Source organism: Salinivibrio sp. MA427, from assembly GCF_001996115.1.
Lineage (GTDB): Bacteria > Pseudomonadota > Gammaproteobacteria > Enterobacterales > Vibrionaceae > Salinivibrio > Salinivibrio costicola.
The window spans coordinates 1-24,211 of the sequence record NZ_MUFH01000004.1; the positions used below are offsets into that span (position 1 = coordinate 1).

The following is a 24,211-nucleotide window of genomic DNA, read 5'->3' on the forward strand; positions in this document are numbered from 1 at the left end:
ATATAAAGATCTTATATATATAAAGCGAAAGCCTTAAGAAGATCAGGATCAAGGTTTGGTTCCTTGTTGAGATAAAAAGCGCTAGAATGTCGCCCCTTTTGCTTAGTTCATGCGCAAACACTTAACCAGGTTGAGGCTTTAATCATGTTTTACCAGGATCACTTTGACGTCATCGTTGTATATAAAGATCTTATATATATAAAGCGAAAGCCTTAAGAAGATCAGGATCAAGGTTTGGTTCCTTGTTGAGATAAAAAGCGCTAGAATGTCGCCCCTTTTGCTTAGTTCATGCGCAAACACTTAACCAGGTTGAGGCTTTAATCATGTTTTACCAGGATCACTTTGACGTCATCGTTGTGGGTGGTGGCCATGCTGGTACCGAGGCAGCACTAGCCGCCGCTCGAATGAATCAAAGAACGTTGTTATTAACCCATAATATCGACACTTTGGGACAAATGTCGTGTAACCCTGCAATTGGCGGGATCGGGAAAGGACACCTGGTAAAAGAAATTGATGCCTTAGGCGGCGCGATGGCGCAAGCTATCGACAAAGGCGGGATCCAGTTTAGAACCCTGAACGCGTCGAAAGGACCCGCAGTACGAGCAACACGAGCACAAGCTGATCGTGCGTTGTACAAAGCGGCGATCCGCCATACCCTGGAAAACACGCCACACCTATCCCTTTTCCAACAAGCCGTGGTGGATTTGATCGTCGATCAGGATCGCGTCACTGGGGTAGAAACAGAAATGGGACTGAAATTCAGCGCAACCACTGTGGTGTTGACTGTCGGTACCTTTTTAGGTGGAAAAATCCATATTGGTATGGATAACTACTCCGGAGGGCGCGCCGGAGATCCACCGTCGAACAAGCTCGCCGATCGCCTACGTGCATTGCCGTTTCGCGTCGATCGTTTAAAAACGGGAACGCCACCACGTATCGATGCGCGTTCAGTCGATTTCTCAGTGATGCAAACCCAACATGGTGATACACCGCGTCCGGTCTTTTCATTTTTGGGCGATGTCAGTCAACATCCTCAACAAATGCCTTGCTATATCACGTATACCAATGAAAAAACCCATGACGTGATTCGAGAAAACTTATCTCGAAGCCCAATGTATGCCGGTGTCATTGAAGGGATTGGTCCACGCTATTGCCCATCGATTGAAGACAAAGTGATGCGCTTTGCCGACAAAGACAAACATCAGATCTTTGTTGAACCTGAAGGGCTAACCAGCAATGAGCTGTATCCAAATGGCATTTCCACCAGCTTACCGTTTGATGTGCAAATGGGGATCATTCAATCGATAAAAGGCTTTGAAAACGCCAAAGTGATCCGCCCAGGTTATGCGATCGAGTATGACTTTTTCGATCCTCGCGATCTTAAGCAAACACTAGAAACCAAATTTATTAGCGGGTTATTCTTTGCCGGACAAATCAACGGCACCACCGGCTATGAAGAAGCGGGGGCTCAAGGTTTGCTGGCAGGATGTAACGCGGCGCTGCAAGCACAAGGCAAAGACGGTTGGAGCCCGCGTCGCGACCAAGCGTATATGGGCGTGTTGATTGATGATCTCTCTACCATGGGCACGCAAGAGCCCTACCGTATGTTTACGTCGCGTGCTGAGTATCGCCTATTGCTGCGTGAAGATAATGCGGATATGCGTTTGACGGAAAAAGGCCGTGAGCTCGGTTTGGTCGATGATACGCGCTGGGCGCGTTTTAATCAGAAAATGGAAAACATGGAGCAAGAGCGTCAACGCTTACGTGGCACATGGATCCATCCCCATTCTGACGATGTGGCAGCACTGAACGCGATGCTCAAAACACCGTTAACACGCGAAGCGAATGGCGAGGATCTCCTGCGTCGTCCTGAGTTGCGGTATCGCGATATTGTGACATTACCAAGTTTTGAACCGGCTCATGCGGATCAGCAAGCCAGTGAACAGGTGGAAATTCAGGTGAAATATGCGGGGTATATTGACCGTCAGCAAGATGAAATTGCTAAATCACAACGTCATGAAAATACCGAATTGCCTACTGATCTCGACTACGACCACATAAAAGGTTTATCGAACGAAGTGAAAGGTAAGCTCGCCGATGCGCGTCCTGAAACCGTGGGTAAAGCATCACGTATCTCTGGCGTTACGCCGGCGGCGATCTCCATTTTGCTTGTCCATTTGAAAAAGCAAGGCATGCTGAAAAAAGGGGCATAAAATGGAACAACAACTCGAATATGGGCTGGCGCAAGCTGGCCTTGTCCTGTCAGCACAACAGCAACAGCAGTTACTGGACTACGTGCGTCTGCTGCACAAATGGAATAAAGCTTACAATTTAACCTCGGTCCGTCATCCTGACGACATGGTGGTGAAACATATTCTTGATAGTCTCGTTGTCTCGCCCCACCTCAAAGGCCAACAGTTTATCGATGTCGGCACAGGACCGGGACTACCAGGCATCCCATTGGCCATTGCTAATCCGGACAAACAGTTCACCCTATTGGACAGTTTGGGTAAACGGATTCGTTTTATTCGCCAAGTTCTTCACGAACTTGGGCTGACAAATGTGACCCCGGTCCAAAGTCGGGTGGAAGACTTTACCCCTGAGCATGGATTTGATGCTGTACTCAGTCGCGCCTTTGCATCGATGAGCGACATGGTGAGCTGGTGTCACCACTTACCGCATGCGCAAGGATGCTTCTATGCGTTGAAAGGACAAGTGGACCAACAAGAAATTGATGCGCTTCCTACTGATTGTTCTGTGACCGATATCAAAGCTTTGAAGGTACCGGGATTGGAAGGGGCGCGTCATCTAGTAATCTTGAGAGCTAAGAGTAACGAGTAGAGGTCGAAAGCACGTGGGTAAAGTTATCGCGGTAGCAAACCAAAAGGGCGGCGTGGGTAAAACCACCACGAGTGTCAATCTCGCAGCATCACTGGCTGCCACCAATCGCAAGGTGCTACTGATCGATTTGGACCCACAAGGCAATGCGACCATGGCGAGCGGCATCGATAAGTACGATGTCCATGCAACGGCCTATGACCTACTCATTGAAGAAACACCGTTCGAACAAGTTGTGGTTGAAAATACGGCGGGAAGTTATCACCTTGTCGCAGCCAACGGTGATGTGACAGCAGCAGAAATAAAACTCATGGAAGTGTTCGCTCGAGAGGTTCGTCTACGCACGATGCTCGAGACTGTTGTTGACCGTTATGATTATATTTTTATTGACTGTCCCCCTTCCCTGAACCTTCTGACCATCAATGCGATGACTGCGGCTAATTCCGTTCTTGTCCCGATGCAATGTGAGTACTTTGCCCTGGAAGGACTGACTGCTTTAATGGATACCATTAGCAAGCTGGCAAGCGTGGTGAACGCCGACCTTCACGTTGAAGGTGTCTTGCGTACTATGTACGACCCAAGAAACCGATTAGCGACCGAAGTATCGGATCAGATCAAAAAACACTTCGGTGATAAGGTGTATCGTACAGTGATTCCCCGCAATGTGCGGCTCGCGGAAGCGCCAAGTCATGGCCGACCCGCCATGTACTACGACAAACTATCGAGCGGTGCTAAAGCCTACCTCGCCCTTGCGGGTGAAATTCTGCGTCGCGAAGAGCAAGCTCGCTCCTCGCCAGACGCTGTCAATGCCTGAGGAAAACAATGAATTCAGCGAAACGCGGGCTTGGAAAGGGCCTCGACGCCCTATTGGCGACCAGTGCACAGGCACAGTCTTCACAAACAGTGGTCCCTGAATCGACCGATACCAGCAATAGCGAATTACAACAGCTATCGGTCACCGTGCTGGAGCCGGGTCAGTATCAGCCGCGCCAGGGCATGGCTGAAGACGCACTGGAAGAACTGACGGAGTCAATTCGCGCTCAAGGTGTGATTCAACCTTTAGTCGTGCGTCAGATCGCGGCGGGACGCTATGAGATCATCGCCGGTGAACGTCGTTGGCGAGCCGCTAAACAAGCAGGATTAAAGCAAGTTCCTTGTTTGGTACGGGAAATGAGCAATAAGGTCGCGAGCGCGGTCGCTTTAATTGAAAACATTCAACGCGAAAACTTGAATGCCATGGAAGAAGCGCAGGCATTGGCGCGCTTAGTAGATGAATTTGAACTGACTCACCAACAGCTTGCTGAGTCACTGGGAAAGTCTCGGACCACTATTAGTAACCTACTTCGGTTAAATGGTTTGGAATCCGGGGTGCGGCAATTGCTGCTCAACAAACAACTCGAAATGGGCCACGCACGTGCCTTGCTGGCACTGGAAGGCGACGTACAAATTGATGCGGCTTTGACCGCGGTCAATAAGAAAATGACGGTTCGCCAAATAGAAAAACTGGTAAAAAAAATGCTTTCGCCACCAGTTGAAGCGAAAAAGCCTAAATTATCACCTGAAGTTGAATCCCTTCAGCAACGCCTGGGCGATAAATTTGGCGTGAGTGTCGCTTTAACACAACAGRAAAACGGCAGTGGGAAATTAGTGATTAATTTCGAAGAATCTGAAAAGTTAGCGCAAATTCTTGCAATTTTCGACGAAGAAATGTGACTTATGCCAGTCGCTTTTTGTTACATAAAAGTGCTTACTGTGATCAGGTTACGCTGTTGTAAAATTTTCCCTGCTTTTTTACATTGATGCGATTGCATTAGTCGGGGCGAAACGTATAATTTTTGCTGTTTTCCCAGCACGGCAACAGTGCTAAGTGGAACGGAATCGAGGAACAAATACATGGTATCGACGCTCGCGCGGCCGGGTCGTGAAATCGCGACAAAATTGGTGCTTTTGCAGGCTGGCGTCGTATTAGCAACGGCAATCTTGATGGCACTTGCTATCAATGTCGACTGGGGAAAATCCGCGTTAATCGGTGGGGGTATCTTTGTGATAGCCAATGCTGTGTTTGCGTCGTGTGCTTTCCTCTTTAGTGGGGCAAGAGCTGCAAAATTTGTGGTCGCGTCCTTCTTTGGCGGTGAAGTCTTAAAAATTTCACTGACCGTCGTCCTGTTTGTCCTTGCTTACCTGTATGTCGAGGTGGAACTTGTTCCCCTCAAACTGGCCTATTTGCTGGCATTAGGGATTAATATCTTTGCGCCAGTTTTATTCATTAACAACAACAAATAGGATGAGTTATGGCTGCGTCAGGTGATGCGCTTACACCGTCTAGCTACATCACTCACCACCTGACACACTTGTCAAGCGGTGAGGGGTTTTGGGCGGTTCATATTGATAGCCTGTTTTTCTCTGTCCTCATCGGTATCGTCTTCTTAGGCATTTTCCGATCAGTGGCAAAGAAAGCATCGACAGGTGTCCCGGGTAAGCTTCAGTGTTTTGTCGAAATCTTGGTTGAATTCGTTGATGACAATGTCCGCGAAACCTTCCATGGACGCAATCCGCTGATCGCACCTTTGGCCCTGACTATCTTCGTCTGGATATTCCTGATGAATACGATGGACTTAATTCCTATCGATTTTCTTCCTTATCCGGCGGAACACTGGTTGGGTATTCCATATTTAAAAGTGGTTCCAACTGCAGACGTAAATATCACCCTTGCAATGGCGCTGGGCGTGTTCTTCTTGATGATTTTTTACAGCATCAAGATAAAGGGTATCGGTGGCTTTGCTAAAGAGCTAGCGTTACACCCGTTTAATCACCCGATCATGATTCCGTTCAACCTCCTGTTGGAGATAGTTTCGTTACTGGCGAAGCCTATTTCTCTTGGGATGCGTCTGTTCGGTAACATGTTTGCCGGTGAGGTGGTATTTATTCTTATCGCGGCGTTACTGCCGTGGTGGGCGCAATGGCTGGGTTCTGTGCCGTGGGCAATTTTCCACATTCTAGTCATTACGATTCAAGCCTTTGTCTTTATGATGTTGACCGTCGTGTATCTCTCGCAGGCGCACGAAGACTCAGATCATTGATGACATTTTTTAGAAAGCAATTTGTTAGTCATTATTGGCTTATAGCCGACAACGAAAACTGGAGATAGTGATGGAAACTTTATTGAGCTTTTCTGCAATTGCCGTGGGCATCATTGTAGGTCTTGCTTCCCTTGGTACTGCGATTGGTTTCGCCCTGCTGGGTGGTAAATTCCTTGAAGGTGCAGCACGTCAACCTGAGATGGCTCCTATGCTGCAAGTTAAGATGTTCATCATCGCGGGTCTTCTTGATGCGGTTCCAATGATCGGTATCGTAATTGCACTGCTGTTCACGTTCGCGAACCCATTCGTAGGTCAACTGTAAACTGGCTAATAGCTGAACAGACCCTTTAGCTTATGATTAAGGAGGCGCCGTTGTGAATATCAACGCAACTCTGCTAGGCCAGGCAATCGCGTTCACTATCTWTGTGTGGTTCTGCATGAAATATGTATGGCCACCATTGATGCAAGCGATTGAAGAGCGTCAGAAAAAAATCGCTGACGGTCTCGCGGCGGCTGATCGCGCCGCCAAAGACCTGGATTTAGCCCAGGCGAACGCTTCTGATCAATTGAAAGAAGCGAAGCGCAATGCAACTGACATTATCGAGCAGGCCAACAAACGCAAAGCACAAATCCTCGATGAGGCACGTGCCGAAGCGGCTGCTGAGCGCGACAATATCCTAAACCAGGGTAAGGCCGAGTTGGAAGCAGAGCGTAACCGTGCACGCGATGAGCTGCGTAAGCAAGTCGCATCGCTCGCTGTTATTGGTGCCGAGAAAATTATTGAGCGTTCTATTGACCAGAACGCGCATAAAGATCTTCTCGATAAAATCACTGCAGAACTGTAACAAGGAGGGGCAGCAATGTCTGAACTGACAACACTCGCTCGCCCCTACGCGAAAGCAGCCTTTGATTTTGCGGTAGAAAAAGGCGAGTTAGTCCAATGGGCTGAAATGCTTGCCTTTACTGCTGAGATTGCCCGTGATGAGCGCGTAAAACATATGTTAGACGCGTCCTACTCTGCCGAGAAATTAGCAGATATTTTCATCACAGTGGGTGGCGATCAGCTCAACGATTTCGGCCAAAATTTGATTAAAATGATGGCGGAAAACAAGCGTCTAAAAGCGCTTCCTGAAGTTTGTGAACAGTTTCTCGCCATGCGCGCGGAATTGGAAAAAGAAGTTGATGTGCAAGTCACGTCAGCGACGGCTCTTTCCGAAGAGCAACAACAAGCCATCAGTGAAAAGCTAACGACGCGTTTTGAGCGCAAAGTAAAGCTGAACTGTAGTGTAGACGAAGCCCTGGTTGCCGGGGTTATTATTCGAGCTGGAGACTTGGTCATCGATAACTCAGTAAGTGGCCGTATGCGCCGCCTGAGCGATGCATTGCAGTCTTGATTTGGGGAATTGGAGCATGCAACTTAATTCCACGGAAATTAGCGATCTGATCAAACAACGCATCGAAAAATTCGACGTTGTGAGTGAAGCGCGTAACGAAGGTACCATCGTGTCAGTCAGCGACGGTATTATTCGTATCCATGGCCTTGCTGATGCGATGCAAGGGGAAATGATTGAACTGCCTGGTAACCGTTATGCGCTAGCATTAAACCTTGAGCGTGACTCTGTAGGTGCGGTTGTGRTGGGTCCGTATTCGGACCTACAAGAAGGCATGAAAGTCACCGGTACTGGTCGCATTCTTGAAGTACCGACGGGTCCTGAACTGTTAGGTCGTGTGGTGAACACCTTGGGTGAGCCAATCGACGGTAAAGGACCGATCGAAACCGAAACCACTTCGCCTGTCGAAGTGATTGCGCCGGGCGTTATCGCTCGTCAATCGGTCGATCAACCTGTTCAAACCGGCTATAAAGCGGTTGACTCAATGATCCCTATCGGCCGAGGCCAGCGTGAGCTGATCATCGGTGACCGCCAAACCGGTAAAACAGCGTTGGCGATCGATGCGATCATTAACCAGAAAAACTCTGGTATCTACTCTATTTATGTCGCGATTGGTCAAAAAGCCTCAACCATTGCCAACGTAGTTCGCAAGCTGGAAGAGCATGATGCACTGAAAAACACCATCATCGTCGTATCATCGGCTTCTGAAGCGGCTGCTCTGCAATACCTGGCACCTTATGCAGGTTGTGCAATGGGCGAGTATTTCCGTGACCGCGGTGAAGATGCGCTGATTGTGTATGATGATTTGTCGAAGCAAGCTGTTGCTTATCGTCAGATTTCATTGCTATTGCGTCGCCCACCAGGCCGTGAAGCCTATCCAGGTGACGTTTTCTACTTGCACTCACGTCTTCTTGAGCGGGCTGCACGTGTAAACGCGCACTATGTCGAAGAGTTCACCAAAGGTGAAGTGAAAGGTAAAACCGGTTCATTAACCGCCTTGCCTATCATTGAAACCCAAGCGGGTGACGTGTCTGCATTCGTACCGACCAACGTTATCTCGATCACCGATGGTCAGATCTTCCTGCAAACTGAGCTGTTCAACGCCGGTATCCGTCCCGCGGTTGACCCAGGTATCTCGGTCTCTCGTGTCGGTGGCTCTGCGCAAACTAAGATCATGAAAAAACTGTCAGGCGGTATTCGTACAGCCTTGGCACAATATCGTGAGCTTGCTGCATTTGCTCAGTTCTCATCGGATCTGGATGACGCAACCAAGAAGCAATTGGATCACGGTCAGAAAGTGACCGAGCTGATGAAGCAGATGCAATATGCGCCAATGTCTGTCTTTGAGCAGGCCATGGTTATTTTTGCGGCTGAAAAAGGCTACTTGGAAGACGTTGAGCTGAACAAGATCGGTGACTTTGAGCGCTCTCTGCTCGCCTTTGCGAAGGCGCAGTATGCCGACCTAGCTGCTCAGATTGATGAGTCTGGTGCTTACAACGATGACGTTGAAGCGCAGTTGAGAAAGCTGTTGGACGACTTCAAAGCGACCCAGACTTGGTAACATTGTAGGTGACCACTTAGGTGGTCACCCACTAACGGAGAGTAACTATGGCCGGCGCAAAAGAGATTCGTACTAAGATCGGAAGTGTGAAAAACACACAGAAGATCACTAAAGCGATGGAAATGGTGGCAGCCTCCAAAATGCGTAAAACGCAAGAAGCCATGGAGTCGTCACGTCCATATGCTGTCACTATGCGCAAAGTGATCGGTCATCTTGCACTGGGTAACTTGGAGTACCGTCATCCTTATTTGGAAGAGCGGGAAGCCAAGCGCGTTGGTTACATCATCATTTCTACTGACCGCGGATTGTGTGGTGGCTTGAACATTAACCTGTTCAAAAATGTCATCACAGATATGGAAAGCTGGACCCACAAAGGTGCTGAGATCGATATGGCATTGGTCGGGGCGAAAGCGACCGCTTTCTTTAACAATTACGGCGGAAATGTAGTCGCACAAACCTCTGGTTTGGGGGATACCCCCGTACTGGAAGACCTGATCGGTACGGTCGGGGTGATGCTGAAAAAATACAATGAAGGTGAGCTGGACCGCTTATATGTTGTTTTCAATAAATTTGAGAACACCATGGTGCAGACCCCAGTGATCGATCAATTGCTGCCTTTGCCCAAGTCAGACGACGAGGATATGCAGACTAGCCACGCTTGGGATTATATCTATGAGCCTGAGCCGAAGCCCTTGCTCGATACTTTGTTGGTTCGCTATGCCGAGTCACAAGTGTATCAAGGTGTGGTGGAAAACCTCGCCAGTGAGCAAGCGGCGCGTATGGTGGCGATGAAAGCTGCGACCGACAATGCAGGTAATCTGATTGATGATCTGCAGTTGGTGTACAACAAAGCCCGTCAGGCTGCGATCACCCAAGAGCTGTCAGAGATTGTTTCTGGCGCAAGTGCGGTGTAAAGGCAAAGGTTAACGAACTAGTTTAGAGGAATAACGATGGCTACAGGTAAGATCGTTCAGATCATCGGTGCGGTAGTCGACGTAGAGTTTCCACAAGACGCAGTGCCTAAGGTATATGATGCGTTGAATGTGAAACGTGAAGGCGAGCGTCTGGTGTTGGAAGTTCAGCAGCAGCTAGGTGGTGGCGTAATTCGTGCTATCGCTATGGGCTCATCTGATGGTCTGCGTCGTGGAATCGAAGTAGAAAACTCAGGGGCTGCAATCCAAGTCCCTGTTGGGGAAGCAACGCTAGGACGTATCGTCAACGTTCTGGGTGATGCAATTGATGAGCGTGGCGATCTTGGTGAAAAAGAGCGCTACTCGATTCACCGTGAAGCGCCAACTTACGAAGAACAATCGAATTCCACTGAGCTTTTGGAAACCGGTGTTAAGGTTATCGACCTTATCTGCCCGTTTGCGAAAGGCGGTAAAATCGGTTTGTTCGGTGGTGCGGGTGTTGGTAAAACCGTCAACATGATGGAGCTTATCAACAACATCGCACTGCAACACTCAGGTCTGTCTGTATTTGCTGGTGTAGGGGAGCGTACTCGTGAGGGTAACGACTTCTACTACGAAATGCAGGAAGCGGGTGTTGTTAATATCGAAAACCCTGAAGAGTCAAAAGTGGCCATGGTGTATGGTCAGATGAACGAGCCACCAGGTAACCGCCTGCGTGTCGCACTGACCGGTCTAACCATGGCGGAAAAATTCCGTGATGATGGCCGTGATGTTCTACTGTTCATCGACAACATCTATCGCTATACCCTTGCCGGTACTGAGGTATCTGCACTGTTGGGTCGTATGCCATCAGCAGTAGGTTATCAGCCAACGCTCGCTGAAGAGATGGGTGTATTGCAAGAGCGGATCACGTCTACCCGTACTGGTTCGATTACTTCCGTACAGGCGGTTTACGTGCCAGCGGATGACTTGACTGACCCGTCACCAGCCACCACCTTTGCCCACTTGGATGCAACGGTTGTATTGTCACGTAACATCGCGTCTATGGGTATGTACCCAGCGATCGACCCATTGGATTCGACATCACGTATGTTGGACCCCTTGGTGGTAGGTCAAGACCACTATGATATGGCACGTGGTGTGCAATCTGTGCTTCAGCGCTATAAAGAGCTGAAAGACATTATTGCTATTCTGGGTATGGATGAGCTATCTGAAGAAGATAAGCTAACGGTTGCACGTGCACGTAAGATTGAACGTTTCTTGACTCAACCTTACCACGTCGCTGAAGTGTTCACCGGCCAACCAGGTGTTTATGTTTCGCTGAAAGATACTATTGCAAGCTTCAAAGGCCTGCTCAGTGGCGAGTACGATGATATTCCAGAGCAGGCTTTCCTGTACTGCGGTAGCATCGACGAAGTACTCGAAAAAGCGAAAAACCTGTAAGGCTTGAGTAGGAGGCGATATGGCAGCGATAACCTTCCATCTGGATGTGGTCAGTGCAGAGCGACGATTGTTCTCTGGCCGTGCCGAGCATATTCAGGTGACCGGTAGCGAAGGTGAACTGGGTATTCACGCAGGACACACACCGCTGCTGACCGCTATCACGCCGGGCATGGTGCGTATCGTCAAGCAAGGCGGTAGCGAAGAGATCATTTATCTTTCTGGCGGCACGCTTGAAGTTCAGCCTAGTACAGTCACTGTACTAGCTGATACGGCAATTCGTGGTGAAGAGCTAGACCAAGCCAAGGCAGAAGAAGCGAAGCGTCGCGCTGAGGATAAAATCCATAATCAGCATAAAGACGTCGACTTTGCTCAAGCGGCCAGTGACCTGGCTAAAGCGGTTGCGAAGCTTCGAGTGATCGAGCTGACCAAACACAAGCGTTAATCAGGCACTTACGGTAAGAATATAAGCGACGCTTCGGCGTCGCTTTTTTTATGTGCCGCGCGACGTGATATCTGCTAGGTGCGTCTTACCACCAAAAAGCGTTACACTGAGCCTCATTATTTATTCAAATCAACCCTCATCACGGAAAGACTATGCAATACAGTGCGGTTATTCTCGCGGCCGGTAAGGGCACGCGCATGTATTCTCAAACCCCTAAAGTGCTTCACACATTGGCTGGTAAACCAATGGTTGAACATGTGATTGATACCTGCCATGGCCTCGGCGCTTCGCAAATTCATTTAGTGTATGGCCATGGTGGTGAAACCATGCAGCGTGTGTTAGCTCACTCGCCGGTGAATTGGTGCTTACAAGCCGAGCAGCTCGGGACAGGCCATGCAGTGCAACAAGCTGCGCCACATTTCGCCGATGATGAGCAAGTGTTGGTGCTCTATGGCGATGTGCCCTTAATTTCAGAGCAAACCTTAACGCGTTTGCTAGAAGGGCAGCCAGAGGGCGGGATTGGGCTGTTAACTGTGCATCAGGACGATCCAACCGGTTACGGTCGTATTGTGCGTGAAAAAGGGGAAGTGGTCGCGATTGTCGAGCAAAAAGATGCGACTGACAGTCAGCTTGCGATCACCGAAATTAACACCGGCGTATTGGTGGCAACAGGACGCGACCTACGTCATTGGTTGTCGCAGCTAGACAATAATAATGCCCAAGGCGAGTTTTACCTTACGGATGTGATTGCGCTGGCGCATCAACAAGGCCGGGCTATTCAAGCGGTTCACCCCGTCAATGCTGTCGAAGTCGAAGGCGTCAATAACCGCCTGCAGCTCTCTCGTCTTGAGCGTGAGTATCAAAAAATGCAAGCCGAGCAACTGCTACTGAGCGGCGTCATGCTTACCGATCCGGCGCGCTTTGATCTACGCGGCCAGTTGCAATGTGGCCGAGATGTCACCATTGATGCCAACGTCATCATCGAAGGCAGTGTGACCTTGGGTGATAACGTCACTATCGGGGCCGGAAGCGTACTGATTGATTGCGAGATTGATGACAACACCTTAATTCGCCCTTATAGCGTGGTGGAAGGTGCTAGCGTCGGGGAAGACTGCACGGTTGGGCCGTTTACGCGGCTACGTCCCGGCGCTGAAATGGCACGCAATGCCCATGTGGGCAACTTCGTGGAAATGAAAAAAAGCCAACTTGGCGAAGGTTCTAAAGCCAACCATCTGACGTATCTTGGTGATACTGAGGTGGGATGCGGCGTGAATATCGGCGCTGGCGTGATCACCTGCAATTACGATGGTGCCAATAAACATAAAACCGTGATTAAAGATAATGCCTTTATTGGATCGGACTCTCAGCTCGTCGCCCCGGTGGTGATTGGTGAAGGGGTCACCGTTGGCGCGGGCAGTACCATCAGTAAAGATGTCGCGGATGGTCAACTAATCATCACTCGCGCCAAACCAAGGACAATTGAGGCTTGGCAACGGCCGAAAAAAAAGTAGAATACTGACTATTGAGCGCGCACAGCGGCTTTTTAGCTTGATAGGCGAAAAGTTGTGCGGTTGGTAAAATCAGGTATTGACTCCCGATAAAAACCAGCCTATTATGCGCGCCTCAGTTGGGGTATCGCCAAGCGGTAAGGCAACGGGTTTTGATCTCGTCATTCCCAGGTTCGAATCCTGGTACCCCAGCCAACGCGTCCGTAGCTCAGCTGGATAGAGTACCTGGCTACGAACCAGGCGGTCGGAGGTTCGAATCCTCCCGGACGCGCCATCTTTCTTCAACTACCATGAAGTGAGATGAACAACTTGGAAAGCGGAAGTGGCGGAATTGGTAGACGCACCAGATTTAGGTTCTGGCGCCGCAAGGTGTGAGAGTTCAAGTCTCTCCTTCCGCACCATTTATTAAAGACATGTGGCTGTAAAGCGGCATGAAAAATTGGGGTATCGCCAAGCGGTAAGGCAACGGGTTTTGATCTCGTCATTCCCAGGTTCGAATCCTGGTACCCCAGCCACTTTAGGTCGGCTACGTAGCTCAGTTGGTTAGAGCACATCACTCATAATGATGGGGTCACAGGTTCGAATCCCGTCGTAGCCACCATTATTCTGATTTATTGCAGATGCAGTGAATCACACCGGTTTGCGGCGGTGGCGGAATTGGTAGACGCGCTAGCTTCAGGTGCTAGTGTCCGAAAGGACGTGAGGGTTCAAGTCCCTCCCCCCGCACCAAGACAATTGATACTTAGCCCGCCCGCTGAGTTATCATAAAAAACATGCGGAAGTGGCGGAATTGGTAGACGCACCAGATTTAGGTTCTGGCGCCGCAAGGTGTGAGAGTTCAAGTCTCTCCTTCCGCACCATATTAAGCCCACTAGCTTCAGCTGGTGGGCTTTTTTCGTTTTTGTTATCTGCCAGTCACACTTCTCGGTCCCTCTAATACTTTTCGCCACTTCATCTTGAACTTTGTTTTGTTTTGTTTATCATAAGTTTCGAATCGAAACTTTAGTGGTTATATGTCGAAACGAAATACCCAACAACGCCGTCACACCATTGTGTCCTTGCTAACAGAGCAAGGGCAGGTGAGTGTTGATGCCCTCTCTCAACGCTTTGAAACCTCCGAAGTGACTATCCGTAAAGATTTGGCCGAGCTGGAGAAAAACGGCCTGCTACTGCGCCGTTATGGCGGAGCTGTGCCTGTACCGCAAGAAATGGTATCGGAGCAGGCGGTGAAAGTGTCGAAGCAAAAGCAAAGTATTGCCGATACTGCGGCGGCGCGTATTCGAGATCATAACCGTATCGTCGTCGACAGTGGCACCACGACTGCGGCTTTAATCCCTTTGCTCGACAAAAAGCGCGGTCTAGTGGTGATGACTAACTCATTGCAGGTTGCCAATGCGATTCGTGAGCTTGAACACGAACCCACTTTATTAATGACGGGGGGAACGTGGGATACCCATTCTGAGTCCTTTCAAGGCCAAGTAGCCGAACAAACCTTACGTGCCTATGACTTTGATCAGCTCTTTGTTGGCGCCGACGGCATTGATGTCGGGCGTGGCACGACCACATTTAATGAAATGACGGGTCTGACACGGGTGATGGCGGAGGTCGCGCGTGAAGTGGTGGTGATGATCGAATCTGACAAGATCAGTCGCCGTATTCCTAACTTGGAGCTTGCCTGGTCCAGCATCGATACCTTGATCACCGATAGCCAACTCGACGACGATCTCAAGCGCGCGATCGAACAAACGGGGACAGATGTGATCTGTGCCGATACCTGATAAACCCAATAAGGAAAGACTATGTGTGGAATTGTAGGCGCTGTGGCGCAGCGTGATGTGGCTGAAATTTTAGTGGAAGGCCTACGTCGTCTTGAATACCGCGGTTATGACTCTGCTGGCGTTGCGATCACGGATGACCAGGGGCAATTAACCCGCGTTCGTCGTTTGGGTAAGGTTGCTGCGCTCTCCGATGCTGTTGCAGCGTCTCATCCGACCGGGGGAACGGGGATTGCGCATACACGTTGGGCCACCCATGGAGAACCCAGCGAAGCCAATGCCCACCCACACATGTCCGGTAATGATATTGCGGTGGTCCATAATGGCATTATCGAAAACCATCAGACATTGCGTGAACAGCTGCAAGCACGTGGCTATCAATTTGATTCGCAAACCGATACCGAAGTGATCGCTCACTTAGTTGACTGGGAGATGCAACAAGGTGGTGATTTGCTGAATGCATTTCAACGCACCGTCGATCAGCTTGAAGGGGCTTACGGCACCGTAGTGATGGATAGACGCCAACCTGAACGGTTGATTGCCGCGCGCTCGGGCAGTCCATTAGTGATTGGCCTTGGGGTAGGAGAAAACTTTCTCGCCTCGGATCAGCTTGCGCTTTTGAATGTGACGCGTCGCTTTATTTACCTTGAAGAAGGGGATGTGGCTGATATCTCTCGCCGCGAGGTGACAATTTATAATCAGGAAGGCACACCGGTCGATCGCGAGGTGCATGAAGCCAGTGCTCAATACGATGCCGCCGATAAAGGCCAATATCGCCACTACATGCAAAAAGAAATCTATGAGCAACCCACGGCATTGACGAACACCATGGAAGGCCGTTTGGGCAACGACCATGTGATTGTGGATGCGATTGGCAATGGCGCCAGCGATATTTTGGCCAAAGCGCAGCACATTCAAATTATCGCCTGCGGGACCTCTTACAATGCGGGCATGGTGGCACGTTATTGGTTTGAGTCGTTGGCTGGGATTAGCTGTGATGTCGAGATTGCTTCTGAGTTTCGCTATCGCCAGTTTGTTACCCGTCCCAACAGTGTGCTCATTACCTTATCGCAATCTGGCGAAACGGCCGATACGCTAGCGGCGCTGCGCTTAGCGAAAGAGCGTGGTTATATGGCGACCATGGCCATTTGTAATGTGGCAGGTTCATCACTGGTTCGTGAGTCTGACTTAGCCTTTATGACGCGAGCAGGGACGGAAATCGGCGTTGCATCGACCAAAGCTTTTACTACCCAGCTGTCCGCGCTACTGATGCTGGTCACCGCGCTGGGTAAAATGCAAGGGCGTATCGGCCGTGATAAAGAGCGTGAGGTTGTCGATGCCTTGCACCATCTCCCCTCTAGCATTGAGCAGGCACTCACGTTTGATAAAGCGATTGAGCAGCTCGCTCAGGACTTTGCTGACAAGCATCATGCGCTCTTCCTTGGCCGTGGTGAGTATTATCCGATTGCTATTGAAGCCGCGCTCAAGCTAAAAGAAATCTCTTACATTCACGCTGAGGCCTATGCCGCTGGTGAGCTAAAGCATGGCCCATTGGCGCTGATTGATGCTGACATGCCGGTGATTGTGATCGCACCGAACAATGAGCTGTTGGAAAAGCTCAAATCAAACATTGAAGAAGTACGTGCTCGTGGTGGCCAGCTCTATGTGTTTGCCGATCAAGATGCCGGTTTTACACCGGAAGAAGGCATGAAAATTATCGCCATGCCACACGTGGATGACATCATCGCCCCGGTGTTCTACACCATCCCGATGCAGCAATTGTCGTATCATGTGGCCTTAATTAAAGGCACGGACGTTGACCAACCTCGTAACCTCGCCAAAGCGGTGACGGTGGAATAATCCTGCCTAGTAATCACCACGCTCTGACTAGGAGCGTGGTTGATCATTTATCAGTTACTTCTTCTTTGCTATAAAAATGCGATCTGCATAGGCTTTGTTGCAAAATGCAAATCATTTTGCATTCAATCTCAGGCATGGCGTCTTGAAATGTAAACAGGACGTCGCGTTTATATCTAACTCTATGATTTTTAAGTCTTTATTTGATGCCTAATAACCTGGCCTACATTGTGCATACTCAGGGTATAACGACAAATATTGATAAGTTGTAGTGAGGAAGCAATGATTGATTCTAAAACCCAAGTAGCAAAACGCATCAAAGAAGCGCGTGAGTGGAAAGGCATCACTCAAGTGAAAATGGCCAAACTACTCAATGTGGCGCGTCAGACTTATTTGGATATCGAAAACGGTAAAACTGAGCCTCGCGTTCGCATGCTTTCCAATATCGCTGAATTGACTGAACGTCCATTAGTGTGGTTTGTCTATGGCGACGAAGATGTTGAGATGCATGATGTTCAATATAAGCAAGATGTGAACCGCTTGCTCGAGCATTTCTCGCGTTTACCCCATGAAGCGCGCACGGCCATTTTAAATCAAAGCGTGAATATGGCGTCGTTCCTTGTGAACTATTCAAAGGCCGCTCAACGCGCATAAGAGCACTGCCTGACCGACTAGATATGCGGGTAAGTGCTTGCTTACTGAGGTAGGCATCCGTAGCGCAGCATCACACTATCGATGTGCGCTACCATGATACGCCTATCGAGCCATGCATAATGCAGGGTTGGTGTTGTGACGGGCTTTTGTTTAATACAGCTCGGGTAGCAGAGATGAGGCATGAATCATGGTGATTTCGACCGCGCATATGGCGCAACGGATCCGTGRAGCACGGGAATTCAGTAAAATCACTCAGGTAGAGATGGCGCAGCGTTTGAATGTCGCGCGGCAAACCTATCTAGATATGGAATCGGGAAAAACCGATCCAAAAATTCTAGCGCTGGTCACGATTGCAGAGATCACCGGTCGCCCTTTTAATTGGTTCGTGCATGGTGAGTCTGATGAGCGCGACATTGCCTTCACTCATCGTGACGATTTAGCCGCCTTAACCAGCTTGCTGAGTCAGTTGCCGCAAGTTGCGCGTCAAACCGTTATGGATAACGCACTATCAATTGCTGAGTATGTCGTATCAATGACGCCCGAGCCGCGAAACGAATAAACAAAAAGCCCGATAAACGTTATCGGGCTTTTGCTTATTTGGCGTCTATGTCGCCGAGTGGGAGAGGAAAAAACGAAAGGCGGGATTCGACGTTTCATCTTTCCATTCATAGCCGAGCTCGCGTAAATGCGCGGTAAATGCCAGCAAATCCTGGTCGCCGATCTCAAAGCCACATAAAACACGTCCGTAATCTGAGCCATGGTTTCGGTAGTTAAACAGGCTAATATTCCAGTGGGTGCCCAGTGTTTGTAAAAAATGCAATAGTGCGCCTGGGTATTCAGGAAATTCGAAGCTGTACAGGCGTTCATGGAGGTGGGTTGAGGGACGCCCGCCAATCATGTAACGCACATGAACCTTGGCCATTTCATCGTCGGATAAATCTTCTACCGGATAACCTGCTTGGCGTAGATCCTTGATTATCTGATCCAACTCTTCTTGGCCTCCCAGCAACCGCACCCCGACGAAAATGTTCGCCAGGTTTTCATCCCCATATCGATAGTTAAACTCAGTCACGGCGCGATCGCCCAAAATCTGACAGAAATTGAAAAAAGCGCCAGTGTGTTCAGGGATAGTGACGGCAAGTAGGCCTTCGCGTTTTTCCCCCAGCTCAGCCCGTTCAGAGACGTAGCGTAGCGAGTGAAAGTTGGTGTTGGCACCGGATAACACCGCCGCCATTTGCTTGTCTTTTAGCTGATGTTTTTCAACATAGTGTTTTAGTCCAGCCAGTGCTAACGCGCCTGACGGCTCGGAAATAGCACGGGTGTCTTCAAAAATGTCTTGTACCGCCGCGCAAATGGCATCACTGGACACCGTGATGCTGTCATCAAGGTATTGCTGGCATAGCCGAAAGGATTCATCGCCGATGCGCTTGACTGCAACGCCATCGGCAAAGGTTCCAACCCGATCGAGGGTGACGGGAAAGCCAGCATCTAACGCCGCGCGCAGACAGGCCGAGTCTTCCGCTTCGACACCGATCACCTTGATATTAGGCATCAGTTGTTTGATAAGCACTGCGACGCCGGCAGCGATGCCTCCGCCCCCGACGGGTAAGAAGACATAATCGAGATGACCATTTTGTTGCACTAGCTCAAGACCGATAGTTCCTTGACCGGCAATCACCTGTGGGTGATCAAAGGGCGGAACAAAGGTATAGCCATGCTCATCGGCAAGCTGTTGTGCTCTGCCTTTGGCGTCATCAAAATTATTACCATATAGTACCACTTTGCCGCCAAAGCCGCGTACCGCATCGACTTTAATCGCCGGTGTTGTCCGTGGCATGACGATGGTTGCTTGCACGCCAAGCTTGCTTCCAGATAACGCCACCCCTTGTGCATGATTACCGGCAGAGGCAGCAATCACACCGGCTTGCTTTTGCGCGTCGGTTAACTGGGCCATCATATTATGCGCGCCACGCAGTTTAAATGAATGAACCGGTTGACGGTCTTCGCGTTTGAGCTGCACCTGGTTATCGAAGCGCTCAGACAAGCGTTTCATGGTTTGAAGTGGCGAGGTGATCGCCACTTCATAAACAGGCGCGCGCAAGATATCCCTAAGGTAATCAGCACCGTCCATCGGTTGTGCGGGTAAAGATTGCGCCTGTTGCATGCTTACTCCTCCAATTTACTGCGATCGCGCACCGCGCCTTTATCAGCACTGGTGGCAAGGGTGGCATAGGCTCTTAAGGCGTAAGAAACCTGACGCTGGCGATCTTTCGGTTTCCACCCTCTTGCCTGCGCCTTTTCTCGGCGTGCAGTGAGGGTGGCTTCATCTACCTGCAAGCTGATTTCACGGGTCGGGATGTCAATGTGAATGCGATCACCGTCTTCAACGAGGGCGATGGTGCCGCCGTTAGCTGCTTCGGGTGACACATGACCAATGGATAGCCCGGAAGTGCCGCCAGAAAAACGGCCATCAGTGAGCAGGGCGCACGACTTACCCAGCCCCATCGATTTTAAGTAGGTGGTGGGGTAGAGCATTTCTTGCATCCCTGGTCCACCTTTGGGTCCTTCATAGCGAATCACGACCACATCGCCGGCTTTGACTTTTCCACCGAGAATCGCTTCCACGGCGGTGTCTTGGCTTTCGAAGACCACCGCGGGCCCTTCGAAGGTCAGAATGCTCTCATCCACGCCGGCGGTTTTGACGATACAGCCATTTAAGGCGATATTACCTTGTAGCACGGCAAGGCCACCGTCTTGGCTGAATGCGTGCTCGAGGGTACGAATACAACCAGATTGACGGTCATCATCCAGAGTGTCCCAACGACAGCGTTGCGAGAAGGCTTGGGTGGTACGGATGCCCGCCGGCCCTGCTCGATAAAACGCTTTGATGTCTTCATCGTCGGTTTGCATGATGTCATAGTGCGCCAGTTGCTCTTTAAGGCTCATGCCCAGCACAGTTTGCTGGTCCATATTCAGTAAGTTGGCGCGTTGGAGTTCGCCGAGGATCCCCATCACACCACCGGCGCGGTGCACATCTTCCATGTGATACTGCTGAGTGGATGGTGCCACTTTGCAAAGATGAGGGACTTGGCGTGACATGCGATCAATATCATCCATACCAAAATCGATATCGCCTTCTTGAGAGGCGGCCAGCAAGTGCAGCACGGTATTGGTTGATCCTCCCATGGCAATGTCGAGTGCCATGGCATTTTCAAATGAGGCGCGATTTGCAATATTGCGTGGCAGGATGCTGTCGTCGTCTTGCTCGTAATAGCGCTTGGCGAGCGAAACAATCCGTTTACCGGCGTTGAGAAACAGTTGTTCACGATCTGCATGAGTGGCGAGCATGGATCCATTACCGGGTTGGCTGAGCCCCAGCGCTTCGGTTAAACAGTTCATCGAGTTGGCAGTAAACATCCCTGAGCATGAGCCACAAGTGGGGCACGCTGAGCGTTCAATTTGCTCGCTTTGCTCATCAGACACATCTGGGTTGGCCCCTTGCATCATGGCATCGACCAGATCGAGTTTAAGGATTTGATCGGAAAGCTTGGTTTTCCCCGCTTCCATCGGCCCGCCAGAGACAAAAATAACGGGCACATTTAAGCGCATGGCGGCCATTAACATGCCTGGGGTAATTTTGTCACAGTTGGAAATACAGACCATGGCATCGGCACAGTGGGCGTTGACCATGTACTCGACCGAGTCAGCGATAATCTCACGCGAGGGCAGTGAGTAGAGCATGCCGCCGTGGCCCATGGCGATGCCATCATCCACCGCGATGGTATTAAATTCTTTGGCAATCCCGCCGGCTTGTTCGATTTCTCGCGCCACCAGCTGGCCCATATCTTTGAGGTGGACGTGCCCGGGCACAAACTGGGTAAACGAGTTCACCACCGCGATGATGGGCTTGCCGAAATCATCATCTTTAACGCCGGTGGCACGCCATAGTGCGCGTGCGCCTGCCATGTTGCGACCGTGGGTGGTGGTTTTGGAACGATAGGTTGGCATATTACGACTCCTTTGCCTTATGCGCGCTGGTCGGGGTGAACGGGATCAAGCCAGCCCCATTTGTCTTCGGTAGTGCCATCAAACAGGCCAAAAAAGGCTTGCTGTAGTGAGGCGGTGATCGGGCCTCGTTGACCTTCACCCACTGTAATTTGGTCGACGCTGCGCACGGGGACGATTTCAGCTGCGGTTCCCGTCATAAACACTTCATCGGCCAGATAAAGCGCTTCACGTGCAATCGACTCTTCGCGAATCGTTAGCCCTTGTTCTTTGGCAAGTGTGATGATGGAATTTGGGGGCGGCACGGTTCCAGCTCGAGACCATGGCATCGACCCCTTGTGCGAGGGCGTCTTCGCCAAGGTAGCTTCCCCAGCTAAAGGCAGCGATGATGATGTCCATCTGTGTCTCTGGCGGTGGACAAACGCCGAGGCCAACATTGCCGACAAAGCCAAGCGGACGAATATAGGCGGAGCGAAGCTGGTTCACGCGCAGGGTTTCTCGGCAACCTTCCATCAGCGCATCCACGCTAAATGGGATCGGAAAACGATAAATCTTCGCCGAGTCTTTAAGGCGCTGCATGTGTTCGCGATGGCGAAATACCACGGGGCCGTTTGGGGTGTCGTAGCAACGTATCCCTTCAAAGACTGAGGTGCCATAGTGCATGGCGTGGGTGAGTACGTGCACAGTGGCATCCTGCCAAGCGATCATTTCCCCGTTAGACCAAATATAATCAGCGGTATTTGTCGACATTCTTTTCTTCCTTTTTGGTTATGCGCGTAGGGACTGTGTAGTCGAAGAGGCCATCATGACCTCTGCCACGTCCCATAGCTTAGTCAGTTGTGGCCGCAAGGTCTCGATCGCGCGTTGGCTTTCGACGGTGACATCAAAAATTACCTGTCCCGAGTCCGAAGGCATTGACATCGTAAACTGGCAGACGGTAAAGCCACGATGACGGATCACGCGCAACACGCGCTCCAACAACTCAGGGCTGTGGGTGGCATGAATTGAAAATTGGTGTTGTGTCATCAGCTTTGCTCCATCATTTGTTGGTTGGCTGCCCCAGGCGGTACCAGTGGCCATACATTTTCCATTTCGTCGATGGCAACATGCAGCAAATACGGGCCCTGATGTGTCATCAAGGTGTTGAGGGCGTCCTCGACCTCGTCTTTGCGCTGGATACTGTGTCCAGGAATATCAAAGGCGCGCGCTAGGGTGAGAAAATCCGGATTGTCAGACAGATCGGTCTCACTGTAGCGTTGATCGAAAAACAGCTGCTGCCATTGACGAACCATGCCTAAACGCTGGTTATCAAGCAGAATGATTTTAACGGCGATCCCTCGGCGTTTGAGTGTGCCCAGCTCTTGAATATTCATCATAAACGAGCCATCTCCGGTCACTAACACCACCTCATCATTGGGGCGAGCGACTTTGGCGCCCATTGCAGCCGGTAAACCAAAGCCCATAGTGCCCAGCCCTGCTGAGGTTAATAGATTCTCTGGCCGTGATGGGAGTACATGTTGCGCGACCCACATCTGGTGCTGGCCGACATCGGTCGCGACCACCGTACTGGTTGGCATACGCTGCGAAAGGTTGTTCAGCAGTGCCGGCGCATAGATAGCGTCACCTGGGTGGTCATAACGCCACGCGTGCGTCGTTTGCCAGGTGGTGATTTGAGCGCGCCAATCAGGCGATGTGTCAGGGTTTTCTAAGGCGGGAAGCACGAGATTGAGCGGGGCGCAAACCGGTGCTTGTGCGCGGCGCAGTTTGTTGATTTCCGCCGCATCGATATCGATATGCACCACGTTAGCGTGGGGGGCGAATGTATCGAGCTTGCCGGTGACTCTGTCATCAAAGCGTGCGCCGATGACAATCAGCAAATCGGACGCTTGCACCGCCAAGTTAGCGGCTTTGGTGCCATGCATGCCCAACATGCCTAGATAATACGGATAGTGCGGTGCGACGGTGCCTAAGCCTTTTAAGGTGCTGACCACAGGCAGTTCACTGCGCGCTAAATAATCGCGCACTGCTTGAGTGGCTTTGCCTAACACCACACCGCCGCCGAGATAGACCATAGGGCGCTGACTGGCTCGGATAAGCGCATTCGCCTGGTCGATATCTGTCTTGTTGAGTGGCGCGATATGTGGCGTGGTGATCTGGACTGTAGTCTCAGGGATCAAGCCTTGCTGTACGTCTTTGGCGATATCGACGAGCACGGGGCCCGGTCGACCTGATTGTGCCACTTCAAATGCTTGTGCGAGTGTGGGGGTGAGCTCAGCGGGATCGGTCACTAAAAAACTGTGTTTGGTGCAGGCTAACGATAAGCCCAGCACATCGATTTCTTGAAAAGCATCGGTACCGATAAGAGGGCTAGCAACCTGGCCGGTGATGGCCACAATAGGGACTGAGTCCATCATCGCATCGGCAAGCCCGGTCACGAGATTGGTGGCGCCAGGGCCTGATGTCGCAATGCATACCCCAGGACGGCCACTGGCTCGGGCATACCCGATCGCAGCCATGGCGGCGCCTTGCTCGTGGCGACAGAGGATATGTTCCACCCCACCGTCAAAAAGGGCATCGTAAACGGGCATGATGGCGCCCCCAGGATAACCAAAAACGGTATCCACCCCTTGTTGTTGTAACGCTTTTACCACCCATTGTGCACCGGTCATCGTCGCCCCTCCCCGTCTAAGCGGGGAGAGCAGGGTTGCGAATAACCTGTCTCTGCGCGCTCCATCATGATTGCTTC

At 50.7% G+C, this 24,211-nt stretch carries 22 protein-coding genes, 7 tRNA genes and 1 pseudogene; 25 read left to right on the forward strand and 5 right to left on the reverse strand.

Annotated elements, in window-relative coordinates; all coding sequences use genetic code 11:
- Window positions 1–323: 323 nt before the first annotated feature.
- The 25 genes from mnmG to BZG79_RS00905 all read left to right on the forward strand — a co-directional run bounded on the left by mnmG (window position 324) and on the right by BZG79_RS00905 (window position 18,019).
- Complete coding sequence (gene mnmG, locus BZG79_RS00785; RefSeq protein ID WP_077461789.1) at window positions 324–2,213, forward strand: tRNA uridine-5-carboxymethylaminomethyl(34) synthesis enzyme MnmG; 1,890 nt, start codon at window positions 324–326, stop codon at window positions 2,211–2,213.
- A 1-nt stretch (window position 2,214) separates the two neighbouring features.
- Complete coding sequence (rsmG, locus tag BZG79_RS00790; protein WP_077773537.1) at window positions 2,215–2,841, forward strand: 16S rRNA (guanine(527)-N(7))-methyltransferase RsmG; 627 nt, start codon at window positions 2,215–2,217, stop codon at window positions 2,839–2,841.
- Window positions 2,842–2,854: 13 nt separating this feature from the next.
- Window positions 2,855–3,652 carry a ParA family protein gene (locus BZG79_RS00795; RefSeq protein ID WP_025744729.1) on the forward strand — a complete coding sequence of 266 codons (798 nt, stop codon included), beginning with the start codon at window positions 2,855–2,857 and terminating at the stop codon, window positions 3,650–3,652.
- 8 nt (window positions 3,653–3,660) lie between these two features.
- Complete coding sequence (locus tag BZG79_RS00800) at window positions 3,661–4,551, forward strand: ParB/RepB/Spo0J family partition protein (RefSeq protein WP_077773538.1); 891 nt, start codon at window positions 3,661–3,663, stop codon at window positions 4,549–4,551.
- Between the two features lie 180 nt (window positions 4,552–4,731).
- Complete coding sequence (locus tag BZG79_RS00805; protein ID WP_077461786.1) at window positions 4,732–5,121, forward strand: F0F1 ATP synthase subunit I; 390 nt, start codon at window positions 4,732–4,734, stop codon at window positions 5,119–5,121.
- 8 nt (window positions 5,122–5,129) lie between these two features.
- Window positions 5,130–5,918: a F0F1 ATP synthase subunit A gene (gene atpB / locus BZG79_RS00810; protein ID WP_025744730.1), complete on the forward strand. Its 789-nt coding sequence runs from the start codon at window positions 5,130–5,132 to the stop codon at window positions 5,916–5,918.
- A gap of 70 nt (window positions 5,919–5,988) precedes the next feature.
- Entirely contained in the window at window positions 5,989–6,240 is a 252-nt protein-coding gene (gene atpE, locus BZG79_RS00815) for a F0F1 ATP synthase subunit C (RefSeq protein ID WP_025672872.1), read from the forward strand.
- Window positions 6,241–6,292: 52 nt separating this feature from the next.
- Entirely contained in the window at window positions 6,293–6,763 is a 471-nt protein-coding gene (gene atpF, locus BZG79_RS00820; RefSeq protein WP_077773539.1) for a F0F1 ATP synthase subunit B, read from the forward strand.
- A gap of 15 nt (window positions 6,764–6,778) precedes the next feature.
- Window positions 6,779–7,312, forward strand: a complete 534-nt coding sequence (atpH, locus tag BZG79_RS00825; protein ID WP_077677237.1) for a F0F1 ATP synthase subunit delta — start codon at window positions 6,779–6,781, stop codon at window positions 7,310–7,312.
- A 16-nt stretch (window positions 7,313–7,328) separates the two neighbouring features.
- On the forward strand, window positions 7,329–8,870 hold the full coding sequence (atpA, locus tag BZG79_RS00830; protein ID WP_077773540.1) for a F0F1 ATP synthase subunit alpha: 1,542 nt from the start codon (window positions 7,329–7,331) through the stop codon (window positions 8,868–8,870).
- Window positions 8,871–8,917: 47 nt separating this feature from the next.
- Window positions 8,918–9,784: a F0F1 ATP synthase subunit gamma gene (gene atpG, locus BZG79_RS00835; RefSeq protein WP_025744734.1), complete on the forward strand. Its 867-nt coding sequence runs from the start codon at window positions 8,918–8,920 to the stop codon at window positions 9,782–9,784.
- Between the two features lie 36 nt (window positions 9,785–9,820).
- Window positions 9,821–11,224, forward strand: coding sequence for a F0F1 ATP synthase subunit beta (gene atpD / locus BZG79_RS00840; RefSeq protein ID WP_025744735.1), 1,404 nt, complete (start codon window positions 9,821–9,823; stop codon window positions 11,222–11,224).
- A gap of 19 nt (window positions 11,225–11,243) precedes the next feature.
- Window positions 11,244–11,666: a F0F1 ATP synthase subunit epsilon gene (locus tag BZG79_RS00845; RefSeq protein ID WP_077661256.1), complete on the forward strand. Its 423-nt coding sequence runs from the start codon at window positions 11,244–11,246 to the stop codon at window positions 11,664–11,666.
- 152 nt (window positions 11,667–11,818) lie between these two features.
- Window positions 11,819–13,177 (forward strand): bifunctional UDP-N-acetylglucosamine diphosphorylase/glucosamine-1-phosphate N-acetyltransferase GlmU, encoded by a 1,359-nt coding sequence (gene glmU / locus BZG79_RS00850; protein ID WP_021022744.1) that lies wholly within the window; start codon window positions 11,819–11,821, stop codon window positions 13,175–13,177.
- Window positions 13,178–13,294: 117 nt separating this feature from the next.
- Window positions 13,295–13,369 (forward strand) — tRNA-Gln (locus tag BZG79_RS00855).
- Window positions 13,370–13,371: 2 nt separating this feature from the next.
- Window positions 13,372–13,448, forward strand: a tRNA-Arg gene (locus tag BZG79_RS00860).
- Between the two features lie 42 nt (window positions 13,449–13,490).
- Window positions 13,491–13,575 (forward strand) — tRNA-Leu (locus tag BZG79_RS00865).
- Between the two features lie 39 nt (window positions 13,576–13,614).
- Window positions 13,615–13,689, forward strand: a tRNA-Gln gene (locus BZG79_RS00870).
- 9 nt (window positions 13,690–13,698) lie between these two features.
- Window positions 13,699–13,775, forward strand: a tRNA-Met gene (locus BZG79_RS00875).
- A 41-nt stretch (window positions 13,776–13,816) separates the two neighbouring features.
- Window positions 13,817–13,903 (forward strand) — tRNA-Leu (locus BZG79_RS00880).
- 46 nt (window positions 13,904–13,949) lie between these two features.
- A tRNA-Leu gene (locus tag BZG79_RS00885) sits at window positions 13,950–14,034 on the forward strand.
- Window positions 14,035–14,187: 153 nt separating this feature from the next.
- Window positions 14,188–14,952: a DeoR family transcriptional regulator gene (locus BZG79_RS00890; RefSeq protein ID WP_021022743.1), complete on the forward strand. Its 765-nt coding sequence runs from the start codon at window positions 14,188–14,190 to the stop codon at window positions 14,950–14,952.
- Window positions 14,953–14,973: 21 nt separating this feature from the next.
- Window positions 14,974–16,809, forward strand: a complete 1,836-nt coding sequence (glmS, locus tag BZG79_RS00895; protein WP_077576856.1) for a glutamine--fructose-6-phosphate transaminase (isomerizing) — start codon at window positions 14,974–14,976, stop codon at window positions 16,807–16,809.
- Window positions 16,810–17,088: 279 nt separating this feature from the next.
- Window positions 17,089–17,460 carry a helix-turn-helix transcriptional regulator gene (locus BZG79_RS00900; protein WP_021022741.1) on the forward strand — a complete coding sequence of 124 codons (372 nt, stop codon included), beginning with the start codon at window positions 17,089–17,091 and terminating at the stop codon, window positions 17,458–17,460.
- A gap of 187 nt (window positions 17,461–17,647) precedes the next feature.
- A complete protein-coding gene (locus BZG79_RS00905; RefSeq protein ID WP_077773541.1) occupies window positions 17,648–18,019 on the forward strand; it encodes a helix-turn-helix transcriptional regulator in 372 nt (123 codons plus the stop codon).
- Between the two features lie 45 nt (window positions 18,020–18,064).
- Here the strand turns inward: BZG79_RS00905 and ilvA are convergent, their stop codons facing one another.
- The 5 genes and pseudogenes from ilvA to ilvG all read right to left on the reverse strand — a co-directional run bounded on the left by ilvA (window position 18,065) and on the right by ilvG (window position 24,134).
- Window positions 18,065–19,624: a threonine ammonia-lyase, biosynthetic gene (ilvA, locus tag BZG79_RS00910; RefSeq protein ID WP_077576857.1), complete on the reverse strand. Its 1,560-nt coding sequence runs from the start codon at window positions 19,622–19,624 to the stop codon at window positions 18,065–18,067.
- A 2-nt stretch (window positions 19,625–19,626) separates the two neighbouring features.
- Window positions 19,627–21,468, reverse strand: a complete 1,842-nt coding sequence (gene ilvD, locus BZG79_RS00915; RefSeq protein WP_021022738.1) for a dihydroxy-acid dehydratase — start codon at window positions 21,466–21,468, stop codon at window positions 19,627–19,629.
- A 17-nt stretch (window positions 21,469–21,485) separates the two neighbouring features.
- A pseudogene (locus BZG79_RS00920) lies at window positions 21,486–22,215 on the reverse strand (aminotransferase class IV).
- Between the two features lie 18 nt (window positions 22,216–22,233).
- On the reverse strand, window positions 22,234–22,491 hold the full coding sequence (gene ilvM, locus BZG79_RS00925) for an acetolactate synthase 2 small subunit (protein WP_021022736.1): 258 nt from the start codon (window positions 22,489–22,491) through the stop codon (window positions 22,234–22,236).
- A complete protein-coding gene (gene ilvG / locus BZG79_RS00930; protein WP_077773542.1) occupies window positions 22,491–24,134 on the reverse strand; it encodes an acetolactate synthase 2 catalytic subunit in 1,644 nt (547 codons plus the stop codon). Before ilvG ends, ilvM begins: the two co-directional genes overlap by 1 nt.
- Between the last annotated feature and the right edge of the window lie 77 nt (window positions 24,135–24,211).